22 protein-coding genes and 1 pseudogene are annotated in these 22928 nt (G+C 59.4%); 16 read left to right on the top strand and 7 right to left on the bottom strand.

What is annotated here, in order from left to right:
* Positions 1-26: 26 nt before the first annotated feature.
* Positions 27-1052, top strand: a complete 1026-nt coding sequence (locus QRN54_RS19255; RefSeq protein ID WP_333837890.1) for an alpha/beta hydrolase — start codon at positions 27-29, stop codon at positions 1050-1052.
* 890 nt (positions 1053-1942) lie between these two features.
* On the opposite strand, the gene QRN54_RS19250 is transcribed toward QRN54_RS19255, so the two are convergent.
* Together QRN54_RS19250 and QRN54_RS19245 are read right to left on the bottom strand one after the other, a co-directional pair.
* Complete coding sequence (locus QRN54_RS19250) at positions 1943-3364, bottom strand: MFS transporter (RefSeq protein ID WP_285182832.1); 1422 nt, start codon at positions 3362-3364, stop codon at positions 1943-1945.
* A 467-nt stretch (positions 3365-3831) separates the two neighbouring features.
* Positions 3832-4452, bottom strand: coding sequence for a TetR/AcrR family transcriptional regulator (locus tag QRN54_RS19245; protein ID WP_285182831.1), 621 nt, complete (start codon positions 4450-4452; stop codon positions 3832-3834).
* Positions 4453-4586: 134 nt separating this feature from the next.
* Between QRN54_RS19245 and QRN54_RS19240 the strand changes: the two genes are divergently transcribed.
* The 11 genes from QRN54_RS19240 (at position 4587) to QRN54_RS19190 (ending at position 14448) form a co-directional block, all read left to right on the top strand.
* The gene (locus tag QRN54_RS19240) at positions 4587-5447 is read left to right on the top strand and encodes an IclR family transcriptional regulator (protein WP_285182830.1); all 861 of its coding nucleotides are present in this window, start codon (positions 4587-4589) and stop codon (positions 5445-5447) included.
* A gap of 134 nt (positions 5448-5581) precedes the next feature.
* Positions 5582-6520: a VOC family protein gene (locus QRN54_RS19235; RefSeq protein ID WP_285182829.1), complete on the top strand. Its 939-nt coding sequence runs from the start codon at positions 5582-5584 to the stop codon at positions 6518-6520.
* 45 nt (positions 6521-6565) lie between these two features.
* Positions 6566-7921 carry an aromatic ring-hydroxylating oxygenase subunit alpha gene (locus QRN54_RS19230; RefSeq protein ID WP_285182828.1) on the top strand — a complete coding sequence of 452 codons (1356 nt, stop codon included), beginning with the start codon at positions 6566-6568 and terminating at the stop codon, positions 7919-7921.
* A gap of 18 nt (positions 7922-7939) precedes the next feature.
* Positions 7940-8485, top strand: coding sequence for a 3-phenylpropionate/cinnamic acid dioxygenase subunit beta (locus tag QRN54_RS19225; protein WP_285182827.1), 546 nt, complete (start codon positions 7940-7942; stop codon positions 8483-8485).
* Positions 8486-8514: 29 nt separating this feature from the next.
* Positions 8515-8850, top strand: coding sequence for a bifunctional 3-phenylpropionate/cinnamic acid dioxygenase ferredoxin subunit (locus tag QRN54_RS19220; RefSeq protein ID WP_285182826.1), 336 nt, complete (start codon positions 8515-8517; stop codon positions 8848-8850).
* On the top strand, positions 8847-10094 hold the full coding sequence (locus QRN54_RS19215; RefSeq protein WP_285182825.1) for an NAD(P)/FAD-dependent oxidoreductase: 1248 nt from the start codon (positions 8847-8849) through the stop codon (positions 10092-10094). The genes QRN54_RS19220 and QRN54_RS19215 overlap by 4 nt, the downstream gene beginning before the upstream one ends.
* A gap of 124 nt (positions 10095-10218) precedes the next feature.
* The gene (locus tag QRN54_RS19210) at positions 10219-11067 is read left to right on the top strand and encodes an alpha/beta fold hydrolase (RefSeq protein ID WP_285182824.1); all 849 of its coding nucleotides are present in this window, start codon (positions 10219-10221) and stop codon (positions 11065-11067) included.
* Positions 11067-11918 carry an SDR family NAD(P)-dependent oxidoreductase gene (locus QRN54_RS19205; protein WP_502944063.1) on the top strand — a complete coding sequence of 284 codons (852 nt, stop codon included), beginning with the start codon at positions 11067-11069 and terminating at the stop codon, positions 11916-11918. Before QRN54_RS19210 ends, QRN54_RS19205 begins: the two co-directional genes overlap by 1 nt.
* A gap of 157 nt (positions 11919-12075) precedes the next feature.
* A complete protein-coding gene (locus tag QRN54_RS19200) occupies positions 12076-12465 on the top strand; it encodes a hypothetical protein (RefSeq protein ID WP_285182823.1) in 390 nt (129 codons plus the stop codon).
* Positions 12466-12635: 170 nt separating this feature from the next.
* Complete coding sequence (locus QRN54_RS19195) at positions 12636-14090, top strand: MFS transporter (protein ID WP_285182822.1); 1455 nt, start codon at positions 12636-12638, stop codon at positions 14088-14090.
* A complete protein-coding gene (locus QRN54_RS19190; protein WP_285182821.1) occupies positions 14080-14448 on the top strand; it encodes a WhiB family transcriptional regulator in 369 nt (122 codons plus the stop codon). The genes QRN54_RS19195 and QRN54_RS19190 overlap by 11 nt, the downstream gene beginning before the upstream one ends.
* A 49-nt stretch (positions 14449-14497) precedes the next feature.
* On the opposite strand, the pseudogene QRN54_RS19185 reads toward QRN54_RS19190, so the two are convergent.
* The 5 genes and pseudogenes from QRN54_RS19185 to QRN54_RS19170 all read right to left on the bottom strand — a co-directional run bounded on the left by QRN54_RS19185 (position 14498) and on the right by QRN54_RS19170 (position 19117).
* Positions 14498-15778, bottom strand: a pseudogene (locus tag QRN54_RS19185) (IS256 family transposase).
* Positions 15779-15831: 53 nt separating this feature from the next.
* Entirely contained in the window at positions 15832-15987 is a 156-nt protein-coding gene (locus QRN54_RS33635; RefSeq protein ID WP_350318884.1) for an integrase core domain-containing protein, read from the bottom strand.
* Positions 15933-16802, bottom strand: coding sequence for a DDE-type integrase/transposase/recombinase (locus QRN54_RS19180; protein WP_285182820.1), 870 nt, complete (start codon positions 16800-16802; stop codon positions 15933-15935). The genes QRN54_RS33635 and QRN54_RS19180 overlap by 55 nt, the downstream gene beginning before the upstream one ends.
* Before the next feature lie 934 nt (positions 16803-17736).
* Positions 17737-18168: a hypothetical protein gene (locus tag QRN54_RS19175; RefSeq protein WP_285182819.1), complete on the bottom strand. Its 432-nt coding sequence runs from the start codon at positions 18166-18168 to the stop codon at positions 17737-17739.
* Positions 18169-18604: 436 nt separating this feature from the next.
* The gene (locus QRN54_RS19170; protein WP_285182818.1) at positions 18605-19117 is read right to left on the bottom strand and encodes an XRE family transcriptional regulator; all 513 of its coding nucleotides are present in this window, start codon (positions 19115-19117) and stop codon (positions 18605-18607) included.
* A gap of 1285 nt (positions 19118-20402) precedes the next feature.
* On the opposite strand from QRN54_RS19170, the gene QRN54_RS19165 reads away from it, so the two are divergent.
* From QRN54_RS19165 to QRN54_RS19150, 4 genes are all read left to right on the top strand, one after another.
* Entirely contained in the window at positions 20403-20597 is a 195-nt protein-coding gene (locus QRN54_RS19165) for a hypothetical protein (RefSeq protein ID WP_285182817.1), read from the top strand.
* Between the two features lie 152 nt (positions 20598-20749).
* Positions 20750-20878, top strand: a complete 129-nt coding sequence (locus QRN54_RS19160; protein ID WP_285182816.1) for a hypothetical protein — start codon at positions 20750-20752, stop codon at positions 20876-20878.
* A gap of 331 nt (positions 20879-21209) precedes the next feature.
* Entirely contained in the window at positions 21210-21848 is a 639-nt protein-coding gene (locus QRN54_RS19155) for a hypothetical protein (RefSeq protein ID WP_285182815.1), read from the top strand.
* Positions 21849-22064: 216 nt separating this feature from the next.
* Positions 22065-22898, top strand: a complete 834-nt coding sequence (locus tag QRN54_RS19150; RefSeq protein WP_285182814.1) for a hypothetical protein — start codon at positions 22065-22067, stop codon at positions 22896-22898.
* Positions 22899-22928: the final 30 nt, after the last annotated feature.

Raw genomic sequence — 22928 nt, 5'->3', positions numbered from 1 at the left:
GGCTGGTTTCGCAGTACGTTGCGTCCATGGATCTAGTGACTGACCCACGACTGCGTCAACTCATCTCAGAGATTACGCCGCTGGTGGATGCCTCGCCCGCCCCTGCTATTAAGCATCACCCCATTGAATCTGCTGCGCGAGAGGATTGGTTCGCCGGCGTTGCACAGCTGCGGGCCGGTCAGCACAAACGCCTGTTGGAGATGTTACCGCCCGCCGAGTCAGTCGGTGGTGTCGAGATCAACGAGATTCGTATCCCGGTTGTCGGATCGTGTGGGTGGAAGGGTTGCGCCCAGTGCGCGCCGGGATCGATTGCGGCAGTGGTATATCGACCGTCCGGCGTTTCTGAAGCGGCCGCGTACGTTTACTTGCATGGAGGTGGTTGGTGGATTAATGGCGGAGTCGATGTACTGCGTGCGAGTGGCGCGGCCCATGCTGCACGGGCTCGCGAGCTAGGAATCGTTGTCATCGACGTCGATTATCGGTTAGCGCCAGAGCATAAGTTTCCACTTCCGGCCGAAGATGGATACGCAGCACTCCGGTGGGTATCCGCCAATGCCAGGGAATTAGGTATTGATCCGACCCGGATCGCAGTAGGCGGTGGGAGCGCTGGTGGCAACCTCGCAGCTGCTGTTGCGCTGATGAGTCGTGACCGGAACGGTCCGGAGCTTCGAGGGCAGATGCTGCACATCCCGGTTCTCGACAGTCGTTGCAATACTCCCTCGATGCACCGATTCGCCGAGGGGTACGTCATGACCTACCGGCACGCCACAGAGGCGTGGGACATGTACCTGTCAACGCCGAGCGACGCCTACAACCCATACGCCTCGCCGTCGCATGCTTCTCGGCTCGACGGTCTACCAGCGACACTGGTGATCGTCGGCGAGTACGAGGTTCTCCGCGACGAAGGTCTTGCGTATGCACGGCGCCTGGTCGACGATGGGGTCAAGGTAACCGTGTGCCAACTACCTCAATGTCATGGCGCAGCGCTTCCCGAGACCACCGCGACGACTGAACTCCTCATCGATGATTTCCTCCGCGTCGCGCTCCGTTAACTCGAAGAATCGCCGTGTCCGTCCTGGTGGGTATGCGATGGACTCGATCATCGAGAGACGGTGCGGCGATAGTTGAGTATGACCAACTGGTCAGACCGTAATCCCGGCGAATGCCGGGACGGAGGTCAACCGACAAACTAAAATTACATCTCTGTTCTCGCCTCTAGGGCCCGGTGAGGGGCCCTAGAGGCGTTTTTACTGTCCTCGATTTTCTTGATGAACCTAGTGTCGACTATCCCACCCGATCCGTTTCTTCTCGCTTCGTGCTCGAGGCACCGTTCAGTCGCTACACACGTGGCTCGGGCGATGGACGCTCAGGCATCTTCGAGATTGTGTTCTTCCGAAACTACCTAGCCTGCAATCTGATTCAAAGCCTGGCGGCGCCCACGAACATCAGGCGCCCCTTCCTATGGTGGGATCTCGATTCGAAGGGCTTCTATTCCACGCAGTTCTGGTCTCACAGACCGCTTCGAAGAGATCCTCCCTGGATGTGACGAAGGCCGACTGAGTACTCGAAACCTCAGCCGACCTTCTATTTCTGCGGATTGTTCTAGCTCTACTTCGGCACGCCAGCATATAAATAGCCGATCAAGCCTGCTATCGTGCCGATCGCTACGAGGACGCCTACTGCAAGTCCTGCAACCGTTGCCACCTCGCTCCCCAGGGCCATATCAGATTCGGAGGATCTCATGTTCTAACCTGTCTCGAATACCCGGTTGCGTAGGACCGGGATAGCAACGCCCAGTATGGACACTTGGCGTATAGCGATCGGACAAGTGGCGGAATGGGATGCCGTAGCAGTGGCACTATGCACTCGCGGATGAAAGCCCCTCCGAAGAAATACTTCTGATTGCCGATGTCCGCTCGCACTTCTTTCGGAAAATACACTGTTACACATCATGTTTCACTCCACCTTGTGCGGAGGTGTCCGATGGGGCCACCTCGCTCGGCGTTGCGGACGACGACTTCGCGTGTCGACTCCACAGGCAGAGGCCGGCAACCAGGACATCACAGATACAGGCGATCACGAAGCACAGAACGAAGCGATCCTGCGCGGGCACTCCCGGCATCCCTGCCACACTCTTTGATTGAAGGATCCCGGAGTAGACGGCCGAGCCCAGTGCACCTGAGATCATCATGATGAAACCAACCATGCTGACGCCCATTCCGGTCAGCTCAGCGGGTACCGCTGTTTGCATTGCGCCGATCAGACCGACGCCAGCGAGTCCACTGCCAATGCCGTAAATAATCGCGGCCACGATAAAGGCGCTCGAATGAGCGAGATTGAGCATAAGGAACGTGCCCGCGATTGCATGACATGCCGCTCCCACGCCGGTAACTGTCAGGGCTCGGCCACGGCCGACGTAATAGCCGCCGATGGCTCCGAAGACGGCGCCGACCAATGAATACGGGAGAAGGATCAGCCCTGACCGCAGGACGCTGTATCCGAAACCATAGCCAGCGATATCGGGAGATGCCTGCACGAAGAACGGGATGAGGAATGCCACGGCCTGGATGGCCAGCCCCAGTGTGAATCCGGCGATAACTGTCTTGGCGACGAGAGGTGTTTTCAACAGACTCAGCTTCAGCACTGGGGCACTCGACCGACGTTCCAGCTGAATCCATACAGCCGCGCCGACCGTACCCACGACGATGGACGTGATCGTATCAAGATGGAATCCGCTGGCTGCGGCTTCCTTGATGCCGTAGAGGAGGGGCACCACCCACAGCACGAGACCAGCCAGGTCGATGATTCCGAACTGAGCCGCAGCCACGCGCTCGCTGGCTGGGATGATCAGCCAAGCTGATGCGGCGACGATGACGAAGAGCGCCGCAACCGAGAGGAAGAAGGCCTTGATCGTCACCTCCTGCAGAGCGAATCCCCCGACCAGCAGTCCCGCGCCTGAACCGAGGCCCGCAGAGACCTGAGTGACCGTGACCGCGGTCCGTATCGATCCCCCGGGGAGGTGCCGTCGGAGCACTCCCACGCCGAGCTGGCCTGTCGCGGCTCCCAGCCCCATAGTCATCACTCCCGCGAGGAGCGCCGGGAACGAGGTGTGAATACCGGGAATGGATGCGCCGATCGCCAGGGCACCCGCTCCGATCGTCGAGGCAATGCGATCACCGAGTGCATCCGAAAGTCGAGGAAGCATAACCACACTCACGCCGCTGCCGATAAGGAGCAGCGTGAACACCCATGCAGCGTCACCAACGGAGATTTCGAACTCGCGCTGTATGGCGGGCAACATCGGCGCCAAGAGAAAGGAAACAGCCCCGGCGGTAAACGCCATGACCGCAGCGACAGAAATCAAGGGGCGCGAGCGTCCTACGAATGGCGATATCGCCTCATCGCGCAAAGCACTTTCCGACATGGTGTTCCTAACGTGTGATGGCCACTGCCAGTAAGCGGTGGCAAGAACCGACGCAGCGCGTCCGACTACGCGGCTCTGCGATCCCCGAGCCGCCGGAGAATTATGTGACCGCGGTCACCATGTGTGCGAGGGTTTGGTTCCGCCTGGGGGAACGCTCATCAAATTGGTCGGCGCAGATCGACATAAGCCGTGCCACCAACCACATTTTCAGGTTAATCACGTTCTGAGAGTGCCGATCCGGTCGATGAACACCTGCATTCAAGGCTCGCGCTGCCCACACCGACGTGGAGATGGAATCCGCCGTCGGGTGCGCGAACAATCTACGTTCGAGACATGGCGGTACTGGCGACAGTTCGATAAACGGAGCGATTCCTTAGGGGATGCACTGAACTAAGAAGGCGGCGGGCTCATGGGCGAATTCGGAGGCCATCGAGCATGAGTGTGATGTACCTGTCACGCAGGTCGCCGGGGGAAGCGGCGCCGTCCCACGACGCTGACAGTTCGACCGCTCTCACCAGCCCTGTTGAGAGAAAGAGTAACTCGCTTGCTTTGATATCCGGGCCGACATCCTTCGCGCGTTGCGCGGCTCCGAGAAGGTCTTCCACTGCGGTAGCCAGCTTGTCGTATCCCCATCGTTGATTGGCGTCAGGGTCACTCTCCCTGAGCCCCTGCCCCAGAAGCGAAGAGAGGACGATGTCCGATTCAATGCCTAGATCGATAAACTCTCGCAACCACTGGATCAGTGCATCGAGCGGCCCGAGGGTCGATAACAAGGTCGCCGCACGATCTGCGAGCTCTTCCGTCCGACCGCGGTAGATGTACTCGAACAGATGCATGCGGCTGGGAAAGTGTCTGTAGAGCGTGGCCGGCGCTACCCGGGCCGCCTTGGCGATTTCTTCGAGGGTGACTTCAGGCCCCTGCGCGGCAGTTAGTTCCACAGCGGCGCTGACGATGCGTTCGATGCTGCGGCGTGCATCTGCGCGCAGACCATCGCGTCGAGGTTGCGCGTGTGCAGTTTTCTCGGGCATCGAAATTTTCCCCTGTGAATCGACGGTTGTGATAGCAGTCACCGTAGTCTAGTCTCTAAATGAGAGTTCACTCCGACTTAGCAGTCTTCAGTACTCGCAGAGAGTCGGTGCGTTCGACGAAAGGGGCTAGTCCAGTGGATGTTGGACTCACCGACAAGCGTTTACACAATTCCTCGATTGACCGAACACTCGCCATCTTCGATGCGTTCACCTCGGGCAACACCAGCGGACCGCTGCGCATAGCCCAAGTCTCGGAGCGCACGGGGATGCCCAAGTCAACCGTGCATCGCCTACTGGCAGCTATGGTCGCCCACGGCTACGTCGCGAAGTCCGGAATTCACTATCGCCTTGCCGAACGCACCTTCGAGCTCGGTAGCCGCGCACAAGTCGGACGAATCCGTGATTTGCGGGCAACCGCGAGTCCGTACATCGCGGACCTCTTCACCGCGACACGGCAAACGATTCATCTGGCCGTCCTCAGTGGAACGGAGGTGCTGTACCTGGAGAAGTTGAGCGGCCTGAGCGCCCACCCGCATATCCCGACTCGCGCCGGCAGTCGACGTCCGGCGCACGCGACGGCTGTAGGCAAGGCCCTCATAGCATTTGGAGAAGAGGATGCGAGAATTTCGATGAGTGGACACCTGCCGCGACTGACGGCCTACACGATCTCCAATTCCATCGGCATGAGGCAGTCCATATCGCGAATCCGGGATTCCGGCATCGCAATCGACAACGAGGAATCCTTCCTGGGCATTACATGCATCGCCGCGCCCGTGATGGATCCCGCTTCGGGTTCCGCTGTTGCCGCAATTTCGATTGTTGGATCGGTGAGCGGAACACATCCCGTTCGCCACAAAGCTGCACTGGTGCGGACTGCCGAACAGCTCTCTACTGCACTCCGCGCTCAACCAGGCGTTCCCGCCGACACAAACCCCGTGCCACCCCGTCCTGCGGCCCGGAGCGTACAGACGGTACCGGCACCAACGAGACCGTGAAACCCATATCTAAAGAAAAACGCTTTCCCACACAAACTACTTAACCGCGCCAAGCACACCTCGTAAGAACCCATACACAGCGATCGACCTGCATCAGACGGGCGGTGTCGAAACATGTCCACCGAAGGAATCACATGGCATACATCAGCGCATTGGGCTACATCGGAATCGGAGCGAAAAGCATCGACGAATGGCAGACATTCGCATCAGATATGCTCGGGCTCCAGACAATTCGGCAGAAGGATAGCGAGGGTGCCGACACCCTCTTCTTGCGGATGGATCAGCGCCACCACCGGATAGCCGTGCGGCAGGGAGAGGACGTCCTCAGCTACGTGGGCTGGGAGGTTGCGACCGAAAATGACTTCGAATTGCAGTCCGAGGCACTCAAACACGCCGGTGTGGACGTCACGGAAGAGCCTGACCTGGCCGCACTCCGAGGGGTCAAGCGACTTCTTCTGTTCGATGACCCCGCGGGATTTCAAACCGAGATCTACTACGGACCCGCGGCATCCAGCACACAGTTCATCTCCCCCACGAACGTCAGCTTCGTCACCAAGGGCCCCGACGGTACAGATCTGGGAGTCGGGCACATCGTGCTCGTCGCACCGAACATGGACGAGGTCGTCGACTTCTACCTCAACATTCTCGGATTCAAGGTAAGCGACTACATCAGCTTCTCGGAAATCTCGCTCACCTTCACACACGTCAATCCGCGACATCATTCATTGGCCTTCGGCCCCGCCCCCGAAGGACGGCGTTCCGCCTACCTCGACCACATCATGCTCGAAGTCAATGAAGTTGACGGGGTGGGCCGCGCTCTGGAATACGTTCGCTCTCACGGATTACCCCTCATCGCCGATCTCGGACGTCACACCAACGACGAAATGCTCTCGTTCTACGTCAAATCGCCGTCCGGAATCGGAATCGAATACGGCACGTCGGGAAAACTCATCGACGACTCGACCTGGACTGTCTCCAACTGGGACGCCGCACAGTACTGGGGACACGACCGAAGTCACGCCGCCTCCATTTCCTCTGGCGCAGCCCCGGAACAGGACGAAAGCGCGCTCTGATTCCAGAGCACACCTTGCAGCACCACACGACCAAGGAGAACCCGAATGAGCCAAACCGAAAGCATCGCGAACCAGCTTGACGATCTGGTGTCTCTCGAGAGGGGGGAGATCGACCGGCGAATCTTCAGCGACGAGGAAATATTCGACCTCGAGATGAAGCACATCTTCGGTCGAGCGTGGCTGTTTCTCTGTCACGAGTCCCAAATCCCCAAGCGCGGCGACTTTTTCGAAGCACCGATGGGACGCGACAACGTCCTTGCAGTCCGTCAGAAAGACGGCAGCATCAAAGCGTTCCTCAACACGTGCTCCCACCGTGGAAACGCGGTGTGCCGAGCAGAAGAGGGCAACGTCAAGAACTTCATGTGCACCTACCACGGCTGGACATTCGGCCTCGACGGTGAACTGGTTGGCGTACCCGGCAAATCGATCTTCTACAAAGACAGGCTCGACTTCTCGCAGCACCCGCTGCGAAAAGTCGCTCAACTCGAGTCCTACCGGGGTTTCGTCTTCGCGACATTCGACAAGACGGCGCCCGCACTGGAAGAGTTCCTCGGGCCCACTGGTCGCCTGAGCCTGGACCTTCTCGCAGAACGTGGCGACATGGAAGTCATTCCAGGCATTCAGAAGTTCGTCGTCAAATCGAACTGGAAGTTCACCGTCGACAACGTCTTCGACTACTACCACCCTCAGATCACACACATGTCGGCATTCGCTGTAGGCGCGATCCCCGCGCCACCAGATGAATTCGTCGAAGGCGGCGCCCTCACCACCGAAGGAAACCGGCTCGAAGTTCCCTTCCTGCCAACCGATCTGCACAACATCGTGATGCTCGGTGAGTACGGACATGCCATCTCTGGGCCCGAACAAGATGCGCTGGAAGTGACTTCCGGCCGGGAACCCTTCGAATGGCGCTACAACCCCGAGACGCAGAAAAAGCTCGGCCGCCTCGGCAGTCGAGTGGCCGGCCACCCACACATCTTCCCGACCACCTGGCTCACGGCGGGAGCTCAGTTGAGCTTGCGGGTGCCACGCAGCCCTGGTGTCACCGAGATCTGGTGGTTCTCCTTCCGTGATCGCAACGCATCCAAGGAACAGCAGACAGCAGAGCTACGCAGTCACATCCACTATTTCGGTCCGGCCGGTTTGCTCGAGCAGGAGGACGGCGAGAACTGGGAGCAGAGCACCCTTCAAACGCGTGGCGACGCAAGCCGTGAGGTTCCGCAACTCCTCAAAATGGGCCTGCAGACATCGAAGATCTTCAAGGACGACGGGCTCGCCGTGATCGAGGCCCCGATCAACGAGCATGCCCAGCTGTGGACATACCACTCGTGGAGGGAATGGCTGCGGAATCCATCGTGGGACGAGCTCCGGGCGCGGACCACCCCCGGCGACTACATCTGACAAAGGAAGGAACCGGAAGTGACGATTACAACGACCTCCACTGAGACAACGGTGGACCTCGCCAAAGTGCTGCGGCAGCACGAGATCGAGCAGTTCTACTACTACGAGTCCGCTCTCCTCGACGAGCATCGTTACGACGAATGGATCGAGCTCTTCACCGACGACGTGCACTACTTCATGCCCATCCGACGGACCATGACCAGGCGCCAGCTCGGTCGCGAATTCACCAAGCCTGGCGAAATGGCGTTCTTCGATGATGACAAGGAACTCTTGCGAACGCGCGTAGAGAAGCTGTCGACGGGCACCGCGTGGGCTGAAGACCCTCCGTCGCGGACGCGTCACCTCATCACCAATGTCCGAGTCGAGGACACTGACGCATCCGAACTCGTTGTCCACAGCAACTTCTACCTGTATCGAACCCGCCTCAAGTCGGCCGTCGACGAATGGGTGGGACGGCGGGAAGACACTCTTCGTCGCGTCGACGGAGACCTCAAGGTGGCACGCCGCTTCATCTACCTTGATCAGACGATTCTGCAGTCTGCGAACCTGAGCAACTTCTTCTAAATCAGATCTCGAACGAAAGATGTGTCGCAATGCATTGGATTCGTGCGTGCTCCGTTGACGAACTCGACGACGGTGATGCACTACAGCTTTCAACAGTTCCTCCAGTCGCTATCTTCAAGGTCGACGGCGAGTACTACGCACTCGACGACACCTGCACCCACGGCCAATCATCGCTCGCCGATGGATACGTCGACGGTGATCAAGTCGAATGCGCCTGGCATTTCGCCAAGTTCGACATCAAGTCGGGCGCCGTGCTCACTCCACCTGCGTCGATTCCACTGTGTACCCACAAGGTACGAATCGACGGCGAGGATGTGATGGTTGCCATCCGTGACCGGGCACAGTCCGCCAGCGGTGCGACATGATTCCTCGCGAGCCAAGCTGCACAATCGTCGGAGCCAGCGCCGCAGGTGTTTCTGCCGCCATCGAGATGCGCCGCGGAGGGTTCACCGGTTCTGTCGTGATTGTCGACAGCGATCCTCACCTGCCGTACGAGCGCCCTCCGCTGTCGAAGACACTATTCGGTTCGGCTGGACAGGAACTGGTACCGATCTATCCAACCGAAACATACTCGGATCTCGGAATCGATCTCCGCGTCGGACAACGAGCACTAGAGCTCGACATTGCGAACCGGCGAGTGCGAACCGGCGACGGAGAGGTAATTCCCTCCGACATAGTCGTTCTCGCGACCGGGCTGGCTGCCAGACGCCTTGATGTGGCGGGATCTGTCGCTCCGAATGTTCTCACGCTTCGGGATGCGGCAGATGCTCAGGCTCTGAGCTTGTTCGTGAAGTCTGGCGGACCCCTTGTGATCGTCGGGGCTGGGTTCATTGGTCTCGAAATGGCCTCTGTAGCAAGGGAACACGGAGTTGATGTCACTGTCGTCGAGGCGTCACCATATCCGTTGTCCCATTCTGTTGGGCCAGTGGTTGCGAGCTTTCTGATTGATCTTCACCGCGAACAGGGAGTGAAATTTGTACTCGGCGCAACCGTCACCGAGCTGACCGGCACTGCACATGCAGCAGAGCAAGTGTGGCTCTCGGACGGTCAGGGGCTCGATGCCTCCGCCATCGTCGTCGGGGTCGGCGCCGAGCCCAATCTCGAACTGGCACGCAACGCCGGTGTCCATACCGATCCGACAGGAATCGTCGTCGACCACCTTGGACAGACCAACATTCCGAACGTATTCGCCGCCGGAGATGTAGCAGTTCGAGAACATTCCGACCTGTTACGACCGAGCCGGATCGAGCATTGGGATTCCTCAGTGCGCCACGGCAGTGCGGTCGGGGCGACGATCGCCGGGAGTCCCACCACCGTCAGCGAACCCATCTATGCGTGGTCGGATCAGTACGGTTCGACGCTCCAAATCGTGGGTCGCGTCCATCCCACAGATCAATTTGTTCTCCGTGACGGAGCCAACCCGGCTCAATTCCTCGGATACTGGATCAGAGACGGGCGCATCGGCGCAGCAGCGGGCCTCGGAGCGTCCCGCGAGATTGCCGTGCTGAAACGAATGATCAGCCAGAAGCTACCGGTGAGCCCCGAGGAATTGCGTGATCGGGACGTGGACTTACGCCGCAGCATCAAAAGCAGCCGGAGCGTGACCTGACGCCCGGTACTGGAATAGCGGCCTCGAGAGCCGCAGCGAGATGCACAGTGATCATCTGTGGAGACGGATGGCTGAGTGGCCACCCGCGGCGCAGATTCTTGATTCGAAACTGCTGGGAGCAAACATGAATGAGTCAATTACCTTTGAATCGACCTACCGTCTGATCGACACCCCTGACTACCAGATTCAGGTGAACGAGGCCGGCACCGGTCACCCCATCTTCATGATTCATGGCACCGGACCAGGGGCTACCGGATGGTCGAACTTCGAAGCGAGCATCCGCGAACTGTCATCGTCGTTTCACTGCATCGCAGTGACCATGCCTGGATGGGGCGATTCGAGCCCGCAGTCACTCCAGACCGGCCGCGACCAGGGACGCGCAATGCTCCAACTCATGGATGCCATGGGTATAGACCGGGCAGCCTTCGTCGGCAACTCGATGGGCGGGGGCATCGGGATGATCATGGCAGCCCAGTACCCGAGCCGCGTGTCCCATCTGATCACCATGGGCGCCGGAATCTACGGCGTGAATGTGTTGACACCCGCAGCCTTGTCCGACGGCATGAAGACAATTTTCGACACGTATAAAGACCCCTCCCCCGAGAACTTTCTGCGACTCGTCGAAGTCATGTGCTACGACCCTGCCTTCGCCACAATCGAACTCGCGGAGGAGAGGTCACGCGCAGCACTGCGCAACCCCGAGCATCTGACCAACTGGCTCGACATCATGAACGCCGGCATCGGCGGGACCGGATTTCTCGAAGCTGCGGCAAAAATGCCGGCATCCGAGATTCCTGCACTCGTCATCCACGGAAGAGACGATCGCACAGTCCACTTCGAGTCGAGCCTGCGAGCCCTCGCGACAATCCCGAACTCTCGTCTAGTGCTTCTCAACCGCTGCGGACATTGGGCCCAGCTCGAGCATGCACGCGAGTTCAATGGGTTGGTCTCCCACTTCCTGGAGGCACACTGATGACCGCAGGACAGCCAGGAGACCCCGTATGTGGGAGTAGTTCACAACGCGCCCGGCGACTTGCCGATTTGTCGATTCTCGTGACGGGTGGAGGCTCAGGACTTGGGAGAGCGCTCGTGACGAGGTTCCTGGACGAAGGCGCACGTGTCACGGTTCTCGACAGAACTCCTGAGAGTCTGGCAGAACTTGACAGTGCCACTCGCAAAACGCTGAACATTGTTGCAGGCGACGTGACATCGGCGGCGGACAACGTCGCAGCGGTGAATTCTGCTGTGAGCGCCTACGGCAGTGTTGACGTCTTTGTCGGAAACGCCGGAATCTGGGACTTCAATCGAACGATTCTCGAGATGACGACGGAGGAAGTCGAGAATGGTTACCGGGAACTGTTCGACGTCAATGTCAAAGGCTATCTCCTGGGTGCGCGAGCAGTCGCCGAACATCTGGCCGAGAGACGAGGCTCGATGATCTTCACATTGTCGAACGCCGCTCTTTACCCCCGCGGCGGCGGGGTCCTGTACACGGCCTCCAAACACGCCGGCGTCGGCATCGTGAGTCAGTTAGCCTACGAGCTTGCACCACATATCCGGGTGAACGCAGTTGCCCCAGGAGGGATGGCGACAAACCTGCGCGGCCCGCAAGCCATGGGACTCGGCGATCAGTCGTTGTCCGATGTCCTGCCGTCACCGGACAGCTTGAAGGACTACTCGGCACTCGATGTAGCTCCTCGGCCCGTGGACTACGTCGACACCTACGTTCTGCTTGCTGCGCCCCAAGAGTCGGCGACGATTACCGGATCGGTGTTCGACATCAGCGGCCTCGGTACACCTAAGCGTGCAGCGGCGGTTACGTAACCCGAAATCGATGCGTACTCCTCGTCGGCACCCGCTTTACGGACTTGGAACCGAGCGCTTCTGATCACAGATGCCAGGCGCTCAATTCAAAGCCACTCCTGGGTCGGGCGATGAGATCGCTTGGCCCACATCATGATAAGTCAGGTAGTCAACTGTTATGAGTTCGTCTGTTTTCGAAGATCCGAAAGTTCACCTTGTTGAGCGCAACAGTTCGGGTACTTACGAATTGTTCCGGGATGCCGAACAGGCCCGGAGATTCTCGAAATCTCTTCCTGGCTCCAGTGTTCGTGAACTTGTTGTCCGTGATTCCCACAGCCCACGCACGGTGACGTTTGAGCGAAGGGTCCGGATATCGGACGGAGTGATCGTTCTCGATCGGTGGGACGAAGAGGTAAGTTTCCAGGCCGTCGACTCGGATGTTCCTGGCGGTGTCGATATCGAGTCATACGAATCGTCGAACGGCGACTGGAACGTAGTCGGTATCGGTCTCGACATCTCGGAGGTACGACGGGCGGTCGACACTGCCGTCAGACCACACATTTCGTGAATCCGCCCAAACATGAGATTTCCTGTGAATGGTCCCCTTGTTGTGCGCTCGGAACGCAAAGGACGAAACCGCTGTCTGCACATCGGTTTCAACCTGCTGAAATCCGCCCTCGTGCGGGCCTTGGATTTGCAGTCGTATTCAGCAGCTGACCTAGATAGAAAGAGCGAACCGTGAGCGTTTCGAAGACCCCGGCGATTCTGGCAGTCCTGACAGTCGGGGTGGGTAGCTTCACTCTTCTGCAGTCCATGGTCGCACCCGTCCTACCAACATTGCAGGCAGAGTTGGGCGCATCTCAAGCAGATTCAACCTGGATCGTCATCGTGTATCTGCTGTCCGCAGCGGTTTGCACACCCATCATCGGACGCGCCGGAGACCTGTGGGGTCGAAGAAGACTGCTCATCTTCTGCCTCACGGCAATAGCCGTGGGTGCGCTGTTATCCAGCCTTGCAGCATCATTACCTTTGATGATAATCGGCCGAGCGATACAGGGCATCGGAGGCGGTGTCCTACCAATCTCCTTCGGAATCATTCGGGCGCATTTCCCCGATGATGCTGTCCCGGGTTCAATCGGCCTCATCGCCTCTATCTCTGCGGTTTGGGCCGGCCTCGGTGTTGTCCTTGGTGGACCACTCGTCGAGCATCTCGGATATCGATGGCTCTTCTGGGTCCCCACAATTCTCCTTGTCGTTTCAATAGCTGCAACGCTGGCGTTCATACCACGGTCCACAAGGTCGTACGGCGGTCGACTGAACATCCTTTCCTCAATCCTGATGTCCGCGTGGTTACTCCCCCTTCTCGTTGGCGCGACCAAGTTGTCGAGCTGGGGATGGAGGTCCCCATCCATAGTGACTCTACTGGCGGCGTCCTCAGTATTCGCAGCTGTCTGGATTGTCTTCGAACTGCAGTCCGAAAACCCCCTCGTCGACATACGAGTTATGCGGATCAGGGAAATTTGGGTTGCCAACCTTGCGTCACTTCTTTTTGGCGCCGGGATGTTCGGGGCGATGGCCTTCCTGCCAGCATTAGTCCAGACGCCGTCGACGGCCGGATACGGGCTGGGGCTTTCCCCGAGCGAGGCGGGACTTCTGTTGCTTTCGCAAACTGCGTCAATGTTTGTAGTCGGGCTGTTCGCGGGCCGTCTCACTGCGAAGTATGGAGCGAGTAGGCTTCTCGCTACAGGTTCCCTCATTTGTGCATTAGGTTTCTTCTCACTGGCAACCGGTGGGGATTCTGTATGGAAATTTGTCGTCACGCTCGGTGTCGTGGGAGTCGGCTTCAGTCTGGCGTTCACGTCGATGTCAAACATGGTGGTCGCGGCGGCGCCTCGTTCACAGACATCTGTCGCAAGCGGCATGAACGTGAACCTGCGCAACATCGGCGGGGCGCTCGGCACGGCCCTGATGGCGATGTTCGTGTCTTCAGGAGTTTCCCCGGACACTCTCCCTAAAGAATGGAACTACTCCTCAGGATTCCTTGCGCTGGGGGTGCTGCTGTTCATCGGAGCGACAGTCGTCGCAGTGTTCGCTCATTCCCGAGGAGTCGTACCCACAGAAGTTCAGCCATCGCGGGATCCCGCATTGGCCTCTCCCAGTGGAAACGACCACGGCGCACGACATGAACAGTAGTCACGCCGAGCTGCCACGCGGCAACGTGGACACTTGCCGAAAGACACCGCCACGCAACGAATCCCACACAGCAGTTCCGGCAGAGCTACGCTGGCGATCTACTGTACGGCGACAACCCGACGGAAACAGATGGGACGGGAGACACCACGGTGCATGTCGATGGTTCGGCGCGAGCCTGTTCTTCGATGCGGACGGTGAGACCTATGGGGAGCGGATACGCCGCGAACGCACCGCGAAAAGCATCTGCCTCTCATGCCCGGTCCTCGCCGAATGCCGAGGCCACGCCGTCCAATATGGTGAGTTACACGGGGTTTGGGGCGGTAGCACTCCACACGACAGGGCCGTGGCGCGGCGCTGACGTCCGAGACCGGGTCTATCTCGCTAACGGTGTTTCGGCGGGTTTTCCATCAGTAAGTTTCCGATCCCGGCCAACGATCGGCGAACGTGATCGCAAACGCGTTCAGAGCAGGCTTCCACCTCGTTATCCATCGTGCCTGGCCTTTGCCTGTCGGGTCCAGTGACCGAGTCACCAGATAGAGGCATTTCAGCGCTGCAGCCTCGGTAGGGAAATGGCCACGAGCTTTCACCGCCCGCCGGTATCGGGCATTGAGGGACTCAATCGCGTTGGTGGAGCAGAGCACTCACCGTATCTCGATGTCGTAATCGAGAAACGGGATGAATTCCTGCCAGGCGTTGGTCCACAAACGGATGCTCGCCGGATACCTCTCACCCCAGTGCTCGGCGAGATCGTCCGGCGCCGCGTGAGCGGCAGCCTCGGTCGGGGCCGCGTAGATCGGTCTGAGATCGTGTTTGAGTGCGTCCCAGTGTTGACGTCCTGAGAGCCGAAAGGTGTTACGGATCAAATGCACGACGCATGTTTGGACCGTCGTGGCCGGCCACACGTTCTCGACGACCTCCGGCAGGCCTTTAAGCCCGTCGCAGACCAGGAAGAACACGTCCCGGGTACCCCGATTTCGAATATCCGTCAGCACCGACATCCAAAATTTGGCGCCCTCACCGCCGGTGCCGGCCCACAAACCGAGCACGTCACGGTGCCCGTCGAGACTGACGCCGATCGCGGCGTAAATCGGCCGGTTCGCGACCTGCCCGTCCCTGACCTTGACGACGATCGCATCGACGAAAATCGCAGCGTATACCTCGTCAAGCGGCCGGGCAGCCCAGTCCTGCATCTCATCGAGCACCTTGTCGGTGATCCGAGAAATAGTCTCTTTCGAGACCGAGGCGCCGTAGATTTCGGCGAAACGCGCGGAGATCTCACCGATCGTTAATCCTTTGGCATACAACGACAACACGATCTCATCGACCCCGTTCAACCGCCGTTGGCGCCTTTTGACGATCTGCGGCTCGAACGTCCCCTCCCGATCACGAGGGACCTCGATCGGAACATGACCGGCCGCCTCGGTCAACACCGTTTTCGAGCGAGTCCCGTTACGAATATTCGTCGACTCCCGATCGGGCGGGGCTTGGTTTTCGTCGTGCCCGAGGTGCTCGGTCATCTCCTCGTTCAGAGCGGTTTCCAGAACGGTTTTGGTGAACTGCTTGAGCAACCCGTCCGGCCCGGTCAGCGACAGGCCTTGCTCCTTCGCCAACCTGACCAACTCCGCAGCCGCCGCAGCTTCCGCGGAGGGCTCGGCCCTCTTCTTCGTCACATCCTCCAGTGTCGCCATCTCGACACCTCCTCGCCGAGCATTCACTCAGCTAGTCGGGCCGAAACACCGATTTAGAGACAGTCCCGGGGCTCGTTCCTGACTTTGCGTGGACGTCCCTCTCCTGCTGCGACTTTCGGTAGAGCGCGATATGCCTCGGCTGGCGTCCTCTGGTTCAGTGCACGATGGGGGCGCTCGTGGTTGTAGAGCCAGCGGAACTCGTCGCACAGTCGCTGTAGCTCATCGACCGCTGTAGCTCATCGACGTCGACTGCCGGCCCGTGATCGGCGTAGAACTCTTTGAACGTGCGGTGATAACGCTCGAGCCTCCCGCAGGTCTGCGGATGCCGCGGCCGGGACGAGAGTTGGGTGATTCCCAGCGCTGTGAGCCGTTCTTGGAAGAACACCGGCTTCTCACCCTTACCCGACTTGAACTGCATGCCGTTGTCACTGATCAACTGCCGCGGCGCACCATGCTCGTCGATTGCGGTCTCCATCGCCCGCCACGCCGATCGCGCGGTGAATCTCCGCGTTGCCGTAGCTCCGATAGCGTAGCGAGCATGATCGTCGAGGAGATCGACGATCCACGCTTTGGAACCGTCGGCAAGCTCGACCTGGGTTCCATCGATTTGCAACAGATCATTCGGGGCGTATCGCTCGAATCGACGCCACGTCCGCGGCGAACGTCGCGGCGAAGCGGACACCAATCCATTGCGCTGCAGGACCCAATGAATGGTCGACGTGGCTGGTGGACGCGTCAAGCCGGACCTGATCAGCCGGGTATGAATCGTCCGGGCACCCCACCGCGGGTTCTCCGTCCGCATCGCCACGATCCTAGCTTCGACCACGGGGTCCGTCTGCCGCGGTGAGGTGTGAGGACGACGAGACCTCGGTTGCAGGGCACTGGCGCCTTCGGTGTTCAGCCGGCGGCGATAGTCGTAGAACGACTGTCGCGAGACGCCGTAGCGGCGGCAGGTATCGGCGACTGTGATGCCGTCGCGCAGTGGGGTCAGCAGGATTTCCAGCCATCGTTCGTTCACGCTCATCGCTCGCACCCTCGAGAGAGTGTCAGGGATGTCCCGCGCACGCAGTGTCAGCTATGTGTCCGGTCCTTACATTTTGGACCGTCGTTTCTGGGCTAGTTTTCAACCGTCGTCAACACACGAGTGCGACGCTAAAGCCGACCATCGAAAACTTCAAGAACACCGCACTAGCTGCTACGGAACGGTTGACTGACAGGGGTTGTGGACATTCAAGCTCCCCGTCCTTGCACGGAAGGGGAGCTTGTGTTTGTGACCACCGCACGATCCACACATCTGCTGATATGCAGGTTTCAGACGGAGCTGAAACTGTCATCCACATGCAGTCGGCCGATCTTCTCTACAAGTCGGGGTCGGTTAGTGGCCCTGCGCCTTCTACTGAGAAGGGGATCGTGGAGCCGTTCGCCATCGCTGCGATCACGTTGACGATAGCAAAGAGGACATTATCCATTTCAATTCACCTCCTCTCTCCGTCTAGAGCCCGGCAGCATTCGCTACTGCATACAGGGCAGAGGTCCTGCTATCGAAATTGGGACCTGCAATGTAAGCGGGCGATCCTGGACCGAATGAACTGACTGGGCCGATGCTGAGGAAGAATACGTACTTGAGGCTTCTTCAAGTTGAATTTCGACGGACTTGGGTCTTTCACAGATGTGATTGTGAGAAGACCTGCACACTTACATGAGTTGTGGACCTCGGTGCCCGGGTGCGCTACAGCAGATCTTTTTTACAATATTCAACCGATAAGCTGCGCGGAGCCTGAGCGCGGACAGTTTCCAACCCCATTGGTCGGTAGTTACGCTCCAACCACTGGAGAAAGGCAGCGAACCGAGGTACCGGCGACCATCGGCTTTGAGGTCGACAGCACTCTCCTGACCGTGCGCGCCGACGAGACAAGTACCCACATCACGGTCAATGAAGAGATGTTGGATCGAACGGTTCACTCATCACGCCGCGCGGCGAAGGCGATGAAGTCGACAACCTGCGGGTCGGCATAAGCCTCCTCGTCACCGACCACAAACGCGAAGAGCCCTGGATAGGACGTCTGGAGATCTTCGGGCACGAGATTCGATTCGACATCAGCCCACCGCAGGCGTTGCTCGTCCGACAATCCGGCCCACCATCTCTGCAATTCGATCAGTACCCCGTCAACGTAGTCAGCCACGGCGTCGGAAAGATGAAAGTGCTCGACATCCTCGAAATCGGCAAACCACGGCCCGGCGAGCTTGGCCCCCTTGGTGAGTATCTCGTCGACGTATTCGATCGGAACTTCTGCGCGAGGGCCGGTGAGGAGAACGCGGCGGGCCCGGCTGTCGAGGGCGGCGAACCAGTTCACGAGTCTGGTCGACAGTCGGCGTCGGCGCTTCGTCACGTGTCGTCAGAGGGGGTGATTTTAGGAGCGCTGGATTGTTCGCTTTCGTGACCTCCACCCCCGATCGAGTAATGGGATAGTAATATGTTCAGGCGCGCTTTCCTTGCCAGGTCGGGGCGCTCGGCTCGTCGGCACTGTCGTCACACACTTTCGCGGCGAGCTCTCAAGCTCGTGTCGTTTCCTTGTCCGTTCCGGCACGTTAGGCCTACCGTCCTAACTCCGCAAGGTTCGGTAGGCCACCTGGACTGCGTACCGGGTGCCGCGACGGGCATTCGACACGCACGGCCCACCCGGCGGGTGGGCCACCTTTACTGCGTTCCGCCGTTCCGTGACAGTCGGTGGCACGTATCGACCTACCAGGTTGGACACACATCCCCGCCTGGTAGGTCAACATGATCTGCGTGCAACCGGGTTGGACTTGGGTGGCACGCACGGCTCACCTGGCGGTTACTGACGAGCTCCCGGGTGAGCCTCCTGGGCTGCGCGGCGGGTGGACCTGATGGCCGTTCGACGCGCACGGCCTGCCCACGGTGCTACTGACGAGCACTGTGGGCAGACCGTCCGGGGTGTTGGGCAGACCGTCCGGGGTGTGCAGCACGCCATTGACACGGACCGGGATCGGCGTCCCGCCCCCATCTCCTGCCGTCCGGCGTCGGATCTCGTCGAGAATCTGCTTGTTCGACATCTGCTGCAGCATCGTCCTCGTTGCAGGCAGAGGCACATTCTCTTCTTCGGTCATGTACCCCGCCGCTACCAGCACCTCCGGTACTGGCGTATCGAACAACGCTGCGACTCGCCGCAGTACCGGCGGAGTTGGGGACCGTGCGATCGTCGTCCACTGGCGCATCAGTGATGGATAAACACCCATCGCGCGGGCCGCCTCCTCAGCACTCTGGTGACCACGAGCGGCAATCTGATCTCGAACCCAACGCGCAAATCCTGAAGGCATAGGCGCCATTTTCCCATGCGATATTTGAATGTTCGCACAGCGAAACAGTCCGAGAGTTACGCGACCGGATCAGTTATCCCCATGTGCTGTGCATGAATTGGGGATAGTTCAATACTCAAGTATCTGTGACTCCACGAAGTCTGGTATCTGGCACTGAGTGCACATAATCTGCAGAGGCGACGCCGGACTTAGCCGAGCTGCGGCGGAGCAGTGCCCCTTCGGACACGCAAGTCACGCGTTCCTTCCGGTGAGGCACCGAATACTGCGCGTCGACGGGAAATCAAGGGCTCGTTTGCGCGCACGGCCCACCGGATGCTGACACTCACCTTTCACTTCGGTGGGCCACCCCGAATGCGTGCTGGGTACCGCGAGGTGGCGGCTTCGGCGCGCACAGACCCGCCGCGTTGGACCCCTATTCCGACGCGGCGGGTCACCCGAACTGCGTGCCTCATCCTTGGTCGGATCTTGGGGCGCGCACCGTCCGTCGACACGGTGGAACATGTCGACGGACAACCGTCTTGCCGAACCTCCCGGCGATAGAAATTCGGCGAGCCTCCGACAATTCCGCCTTTTCAAGGCGACGGTTCAGTGCGCACGGCTCACCGATCGCGCGCTCGCACTCTTACTTGTCAGTCATTCCACGAACGAAAACTGCCCCCCCCCCGACCCCACCGCTGGACGCGACGCGACCGGCGGACATGGTCGCGAGGGTCAGGTCGTTGCGATCGCGATAAATGGTGCGCCGCGCCACCGATGGCGACCACGGATGTGGTCATGTCCCAATCGGGAAGCGTCGCAAGTATGTCCAATTCGCGGGTCACGACACCGAGAGTTCTCACCGCAGAACTCACAGCTGCGCCACCGTCTGTCACCAGACTTGTGCGCGAGACCGGCGACGGGACTGTCGGCGCAGAAGCTGACCGCCAGCCGACCGCCGACCGCCGACCGCCGACCGCCGACCGCCGAGAGAATCGGGCTCCTCGGTTTCGGCACAACAATCCTGGGGGGATGCACCTTCGAGCGGCGTAGAAACCGAAGTCCGAAACGACCAAAAGGGGCAACCAATCGACTGGAACTAACAAGAGATAACAATGACCGTCGTACGTGATCCGGTAGAGCTGAGCCGGGAACTTGGTGTCAGCACTTGGTGCGCTGAGCGCGTTATGCGGGCAGTGTCGAGATCGACCGCCCGCATGCGTGTTTCGGCGCTTTGCTCTCGATGTGTGCCCACACGGACAGGTTAAGTAATAGGATGGTAAAGCAATCGACACCAGGAGAACGCCACGTGACGGACCTCAGCCCACAAGGACGTGCCCACCTGCGCAAGAACGCGCAGACCTTCGGTGACGAAGCGATGGTCGACGTCCTCGACGCCCTCGACGCCGCCCTCAATGAACGCGACGAACTCCGAGACCTGCTCGTCGACCAACTCTTCGCCACCGCTCAAACCGACGCCGCAAGCGACGAGCCTGGAATCTAGAGAAATACTTAGATCTGGTAATAATGGCCAGTGAACACTCACGGCATCGCCACAGCAAACCCGCACCAGAGGCTCCTCATCGCCACCGCCCTCGTCAACAGGTACCCCACGCCGATTCAAGTGCTATGCCAGCAAGAGGAACCGACAGCCGCATGACAGAAGAGGAAATGCGCGAGGAGATCCGAGCTCGCGCCACCCAAGCAGTCGGTCGCGATATCGACGACGGGTGGGTCGAATTGATCAACAACGTCATCCGTAACAAAGCCCCCGAAACGAACTGACGTCACATCGTCCAGGGGCGCGGATGGATCTGTCGACGCTTCAGCCGCTACACAGAAGACGGCTCGATAGCCGGCACCGGTGGCGCTGCGGTGGTCAGCATGAAGCCTGGCCGGAGGAAGACCTTCACCGTTCTGTCCGTCCTTAAGTACGCTCGTTACAAGGTCGATATCGATTCGATTTTGTAGAAAACTTGATCGGACTCACTAGGACGGTTGTCAGCCTCAGCTCCAGCGCCACCTCTCGCCATTTGAACACTGATGCGATAATAACGTCCGACACATCGGCCTGAAGGCATGGCTGCAAAGAATGTGCGCGCAGAGAGAGTCAACAATGAGTCCGCGAAATACCTGGTTGTCGACCCGGTCCACAGAACTGCGCGCTATCCTCCTCGACCTCGGCCTGACGCTCACCGATACCGAAGCGCAAACAATTCTCGATGACAAAGTCAATGAGTATGCGACGCTGATGCGCGTCAGCCGTCAAACAGCTCAGCGCAGTTTTGGTGATGAACACCTGGCCCGGTTTGCCCGGTCGCTAGCACTCTCCATTTCGGACGAAGCTCCGGGTGCAAACCTTGTCGAGTTCGAGCGAACGATCTCGATGTCCATCCCGGCGGTGGGGCTGACAACCGCAGCTTTGGCGGAAGCGCTTAAGGTAGCGCACGCCAACCTCAAGGCCATCGCCATCAGCGAAGGGTTGAGTCATCTCTCGACCCTGGGGATGATCACCGCAGAGGCCAGTGCGTTTCTCGTGCCCGTCCCGCGTCCGCTTCTACTTCGAATCGCCCGGTTTCTGGACATGGCAGGTACTTCCGTCGAGGACGGTGCGAACTTGCCGGAAGGACTTGCGGAATCAGGGCGCGCGCAGTTCGCTGAGATCCTCAGCGTTGACGCTGACGGGATCCGTGCCATTGCGAACGACAACAGCGACGACGCGCCCGAGTTGTGGCGGACGCCGAATCCTCATTGAAAGAACAAACTCGGAGGTTCCGCGTTGCGGACTCTTTGCGATCGCCACGCGACCGGAGCGGATGAGTGCCTACGTAAAAATGGCTGTCTTTGAACAGGAGTGCTGTGTTCGGAAACAACCCTCGATACTGTCGAAGCGCCAGTAGGATCCGAGCATGACTTCTGTTTCCGTTTTCGTAGATACTAAGAGGCGCCCCTGGTCGAGCTTGGTGCGATTGTGAGTAACGATGACGAGTACATAGAAGAAATCCGCGTCGTTCGACGGAAGAAGAACACCTACAGGTCGAAATCATCGAAGTCCAAGGATTTCGAGAGCGATCTCCTTCGCAGCAAGACCTCCAAGAATGTTGCAGGTCCGACCGAGTCCCGACCGGTCAACGAACAGGAACTTCGTGAGAGGTACCAGAGCCCTCCGATCTTCGTTACGCACGCAGCCCCTTATCCACGCGAACTGACTCCGAGTCAACAAGCACTCGCCGACGTCATAGCCGACGCGGGTAGTGTCGTGATACGCGAGTTCCTGGTCCCGCTGATCAGAGACGTCGCAGCTCCCGCGGCCAAGGCGAAACTGGGTGAGTTCGCGGCGCATCAGCGTATTCGGGCGCTGGAACGAGCTGAAGCTAAAACGACATCATCCGACGCTGACGCTGCGCAGGTCGACGTTGCGGACGAGGAAAGCTTCGCTCCCGTCGCCGATCTGGAAGTTGCGGAGCCTTCGATCCCGATCACCCGAAGCGCCCTCATGCTCGCCCAGTTGCAGTTGAAACTCGCGCAGGACTACGCCGCCAAGCAACAATGGCTCATTTCGCACGCCGAGGTTGTAGATGAAGATCTTTCGCCGGAACTGGAGCAATCCCTCACACGAATGATCGAAGGCAGGGCGAATGAGCTCAATGATACGGAGCGCGAAGCGGTTGCGGCCTTCCTTCAGCAGCCCGGGAGTATCGCGGGCAGCAAGCCTGCGCTGGCTCCTCAAGGAAGACTCCGACGAGTCGCGGACGAGGTCCGCAAGGTACCGAAACGACCGCGTAGGCCCAGAGAGGCTCCATAGCCTGTCTCCCGTTGCTGCGCGCGACCGTCA

The organism is Rhodococcus sp. MEB032, from assembly GCF_030208925.1.
Lineage (GTDB): Bacteria > Actinomycetota > Actinomycetes > Mycobacteriales > Mycobacteriaceae > Rhodococcus_F > Rhodococcus_F qingshengii.
Note: the sequence above shows the minus strand (reverse complement) of the source record. Positions and strands in the feature narration are given on the sequence as shown.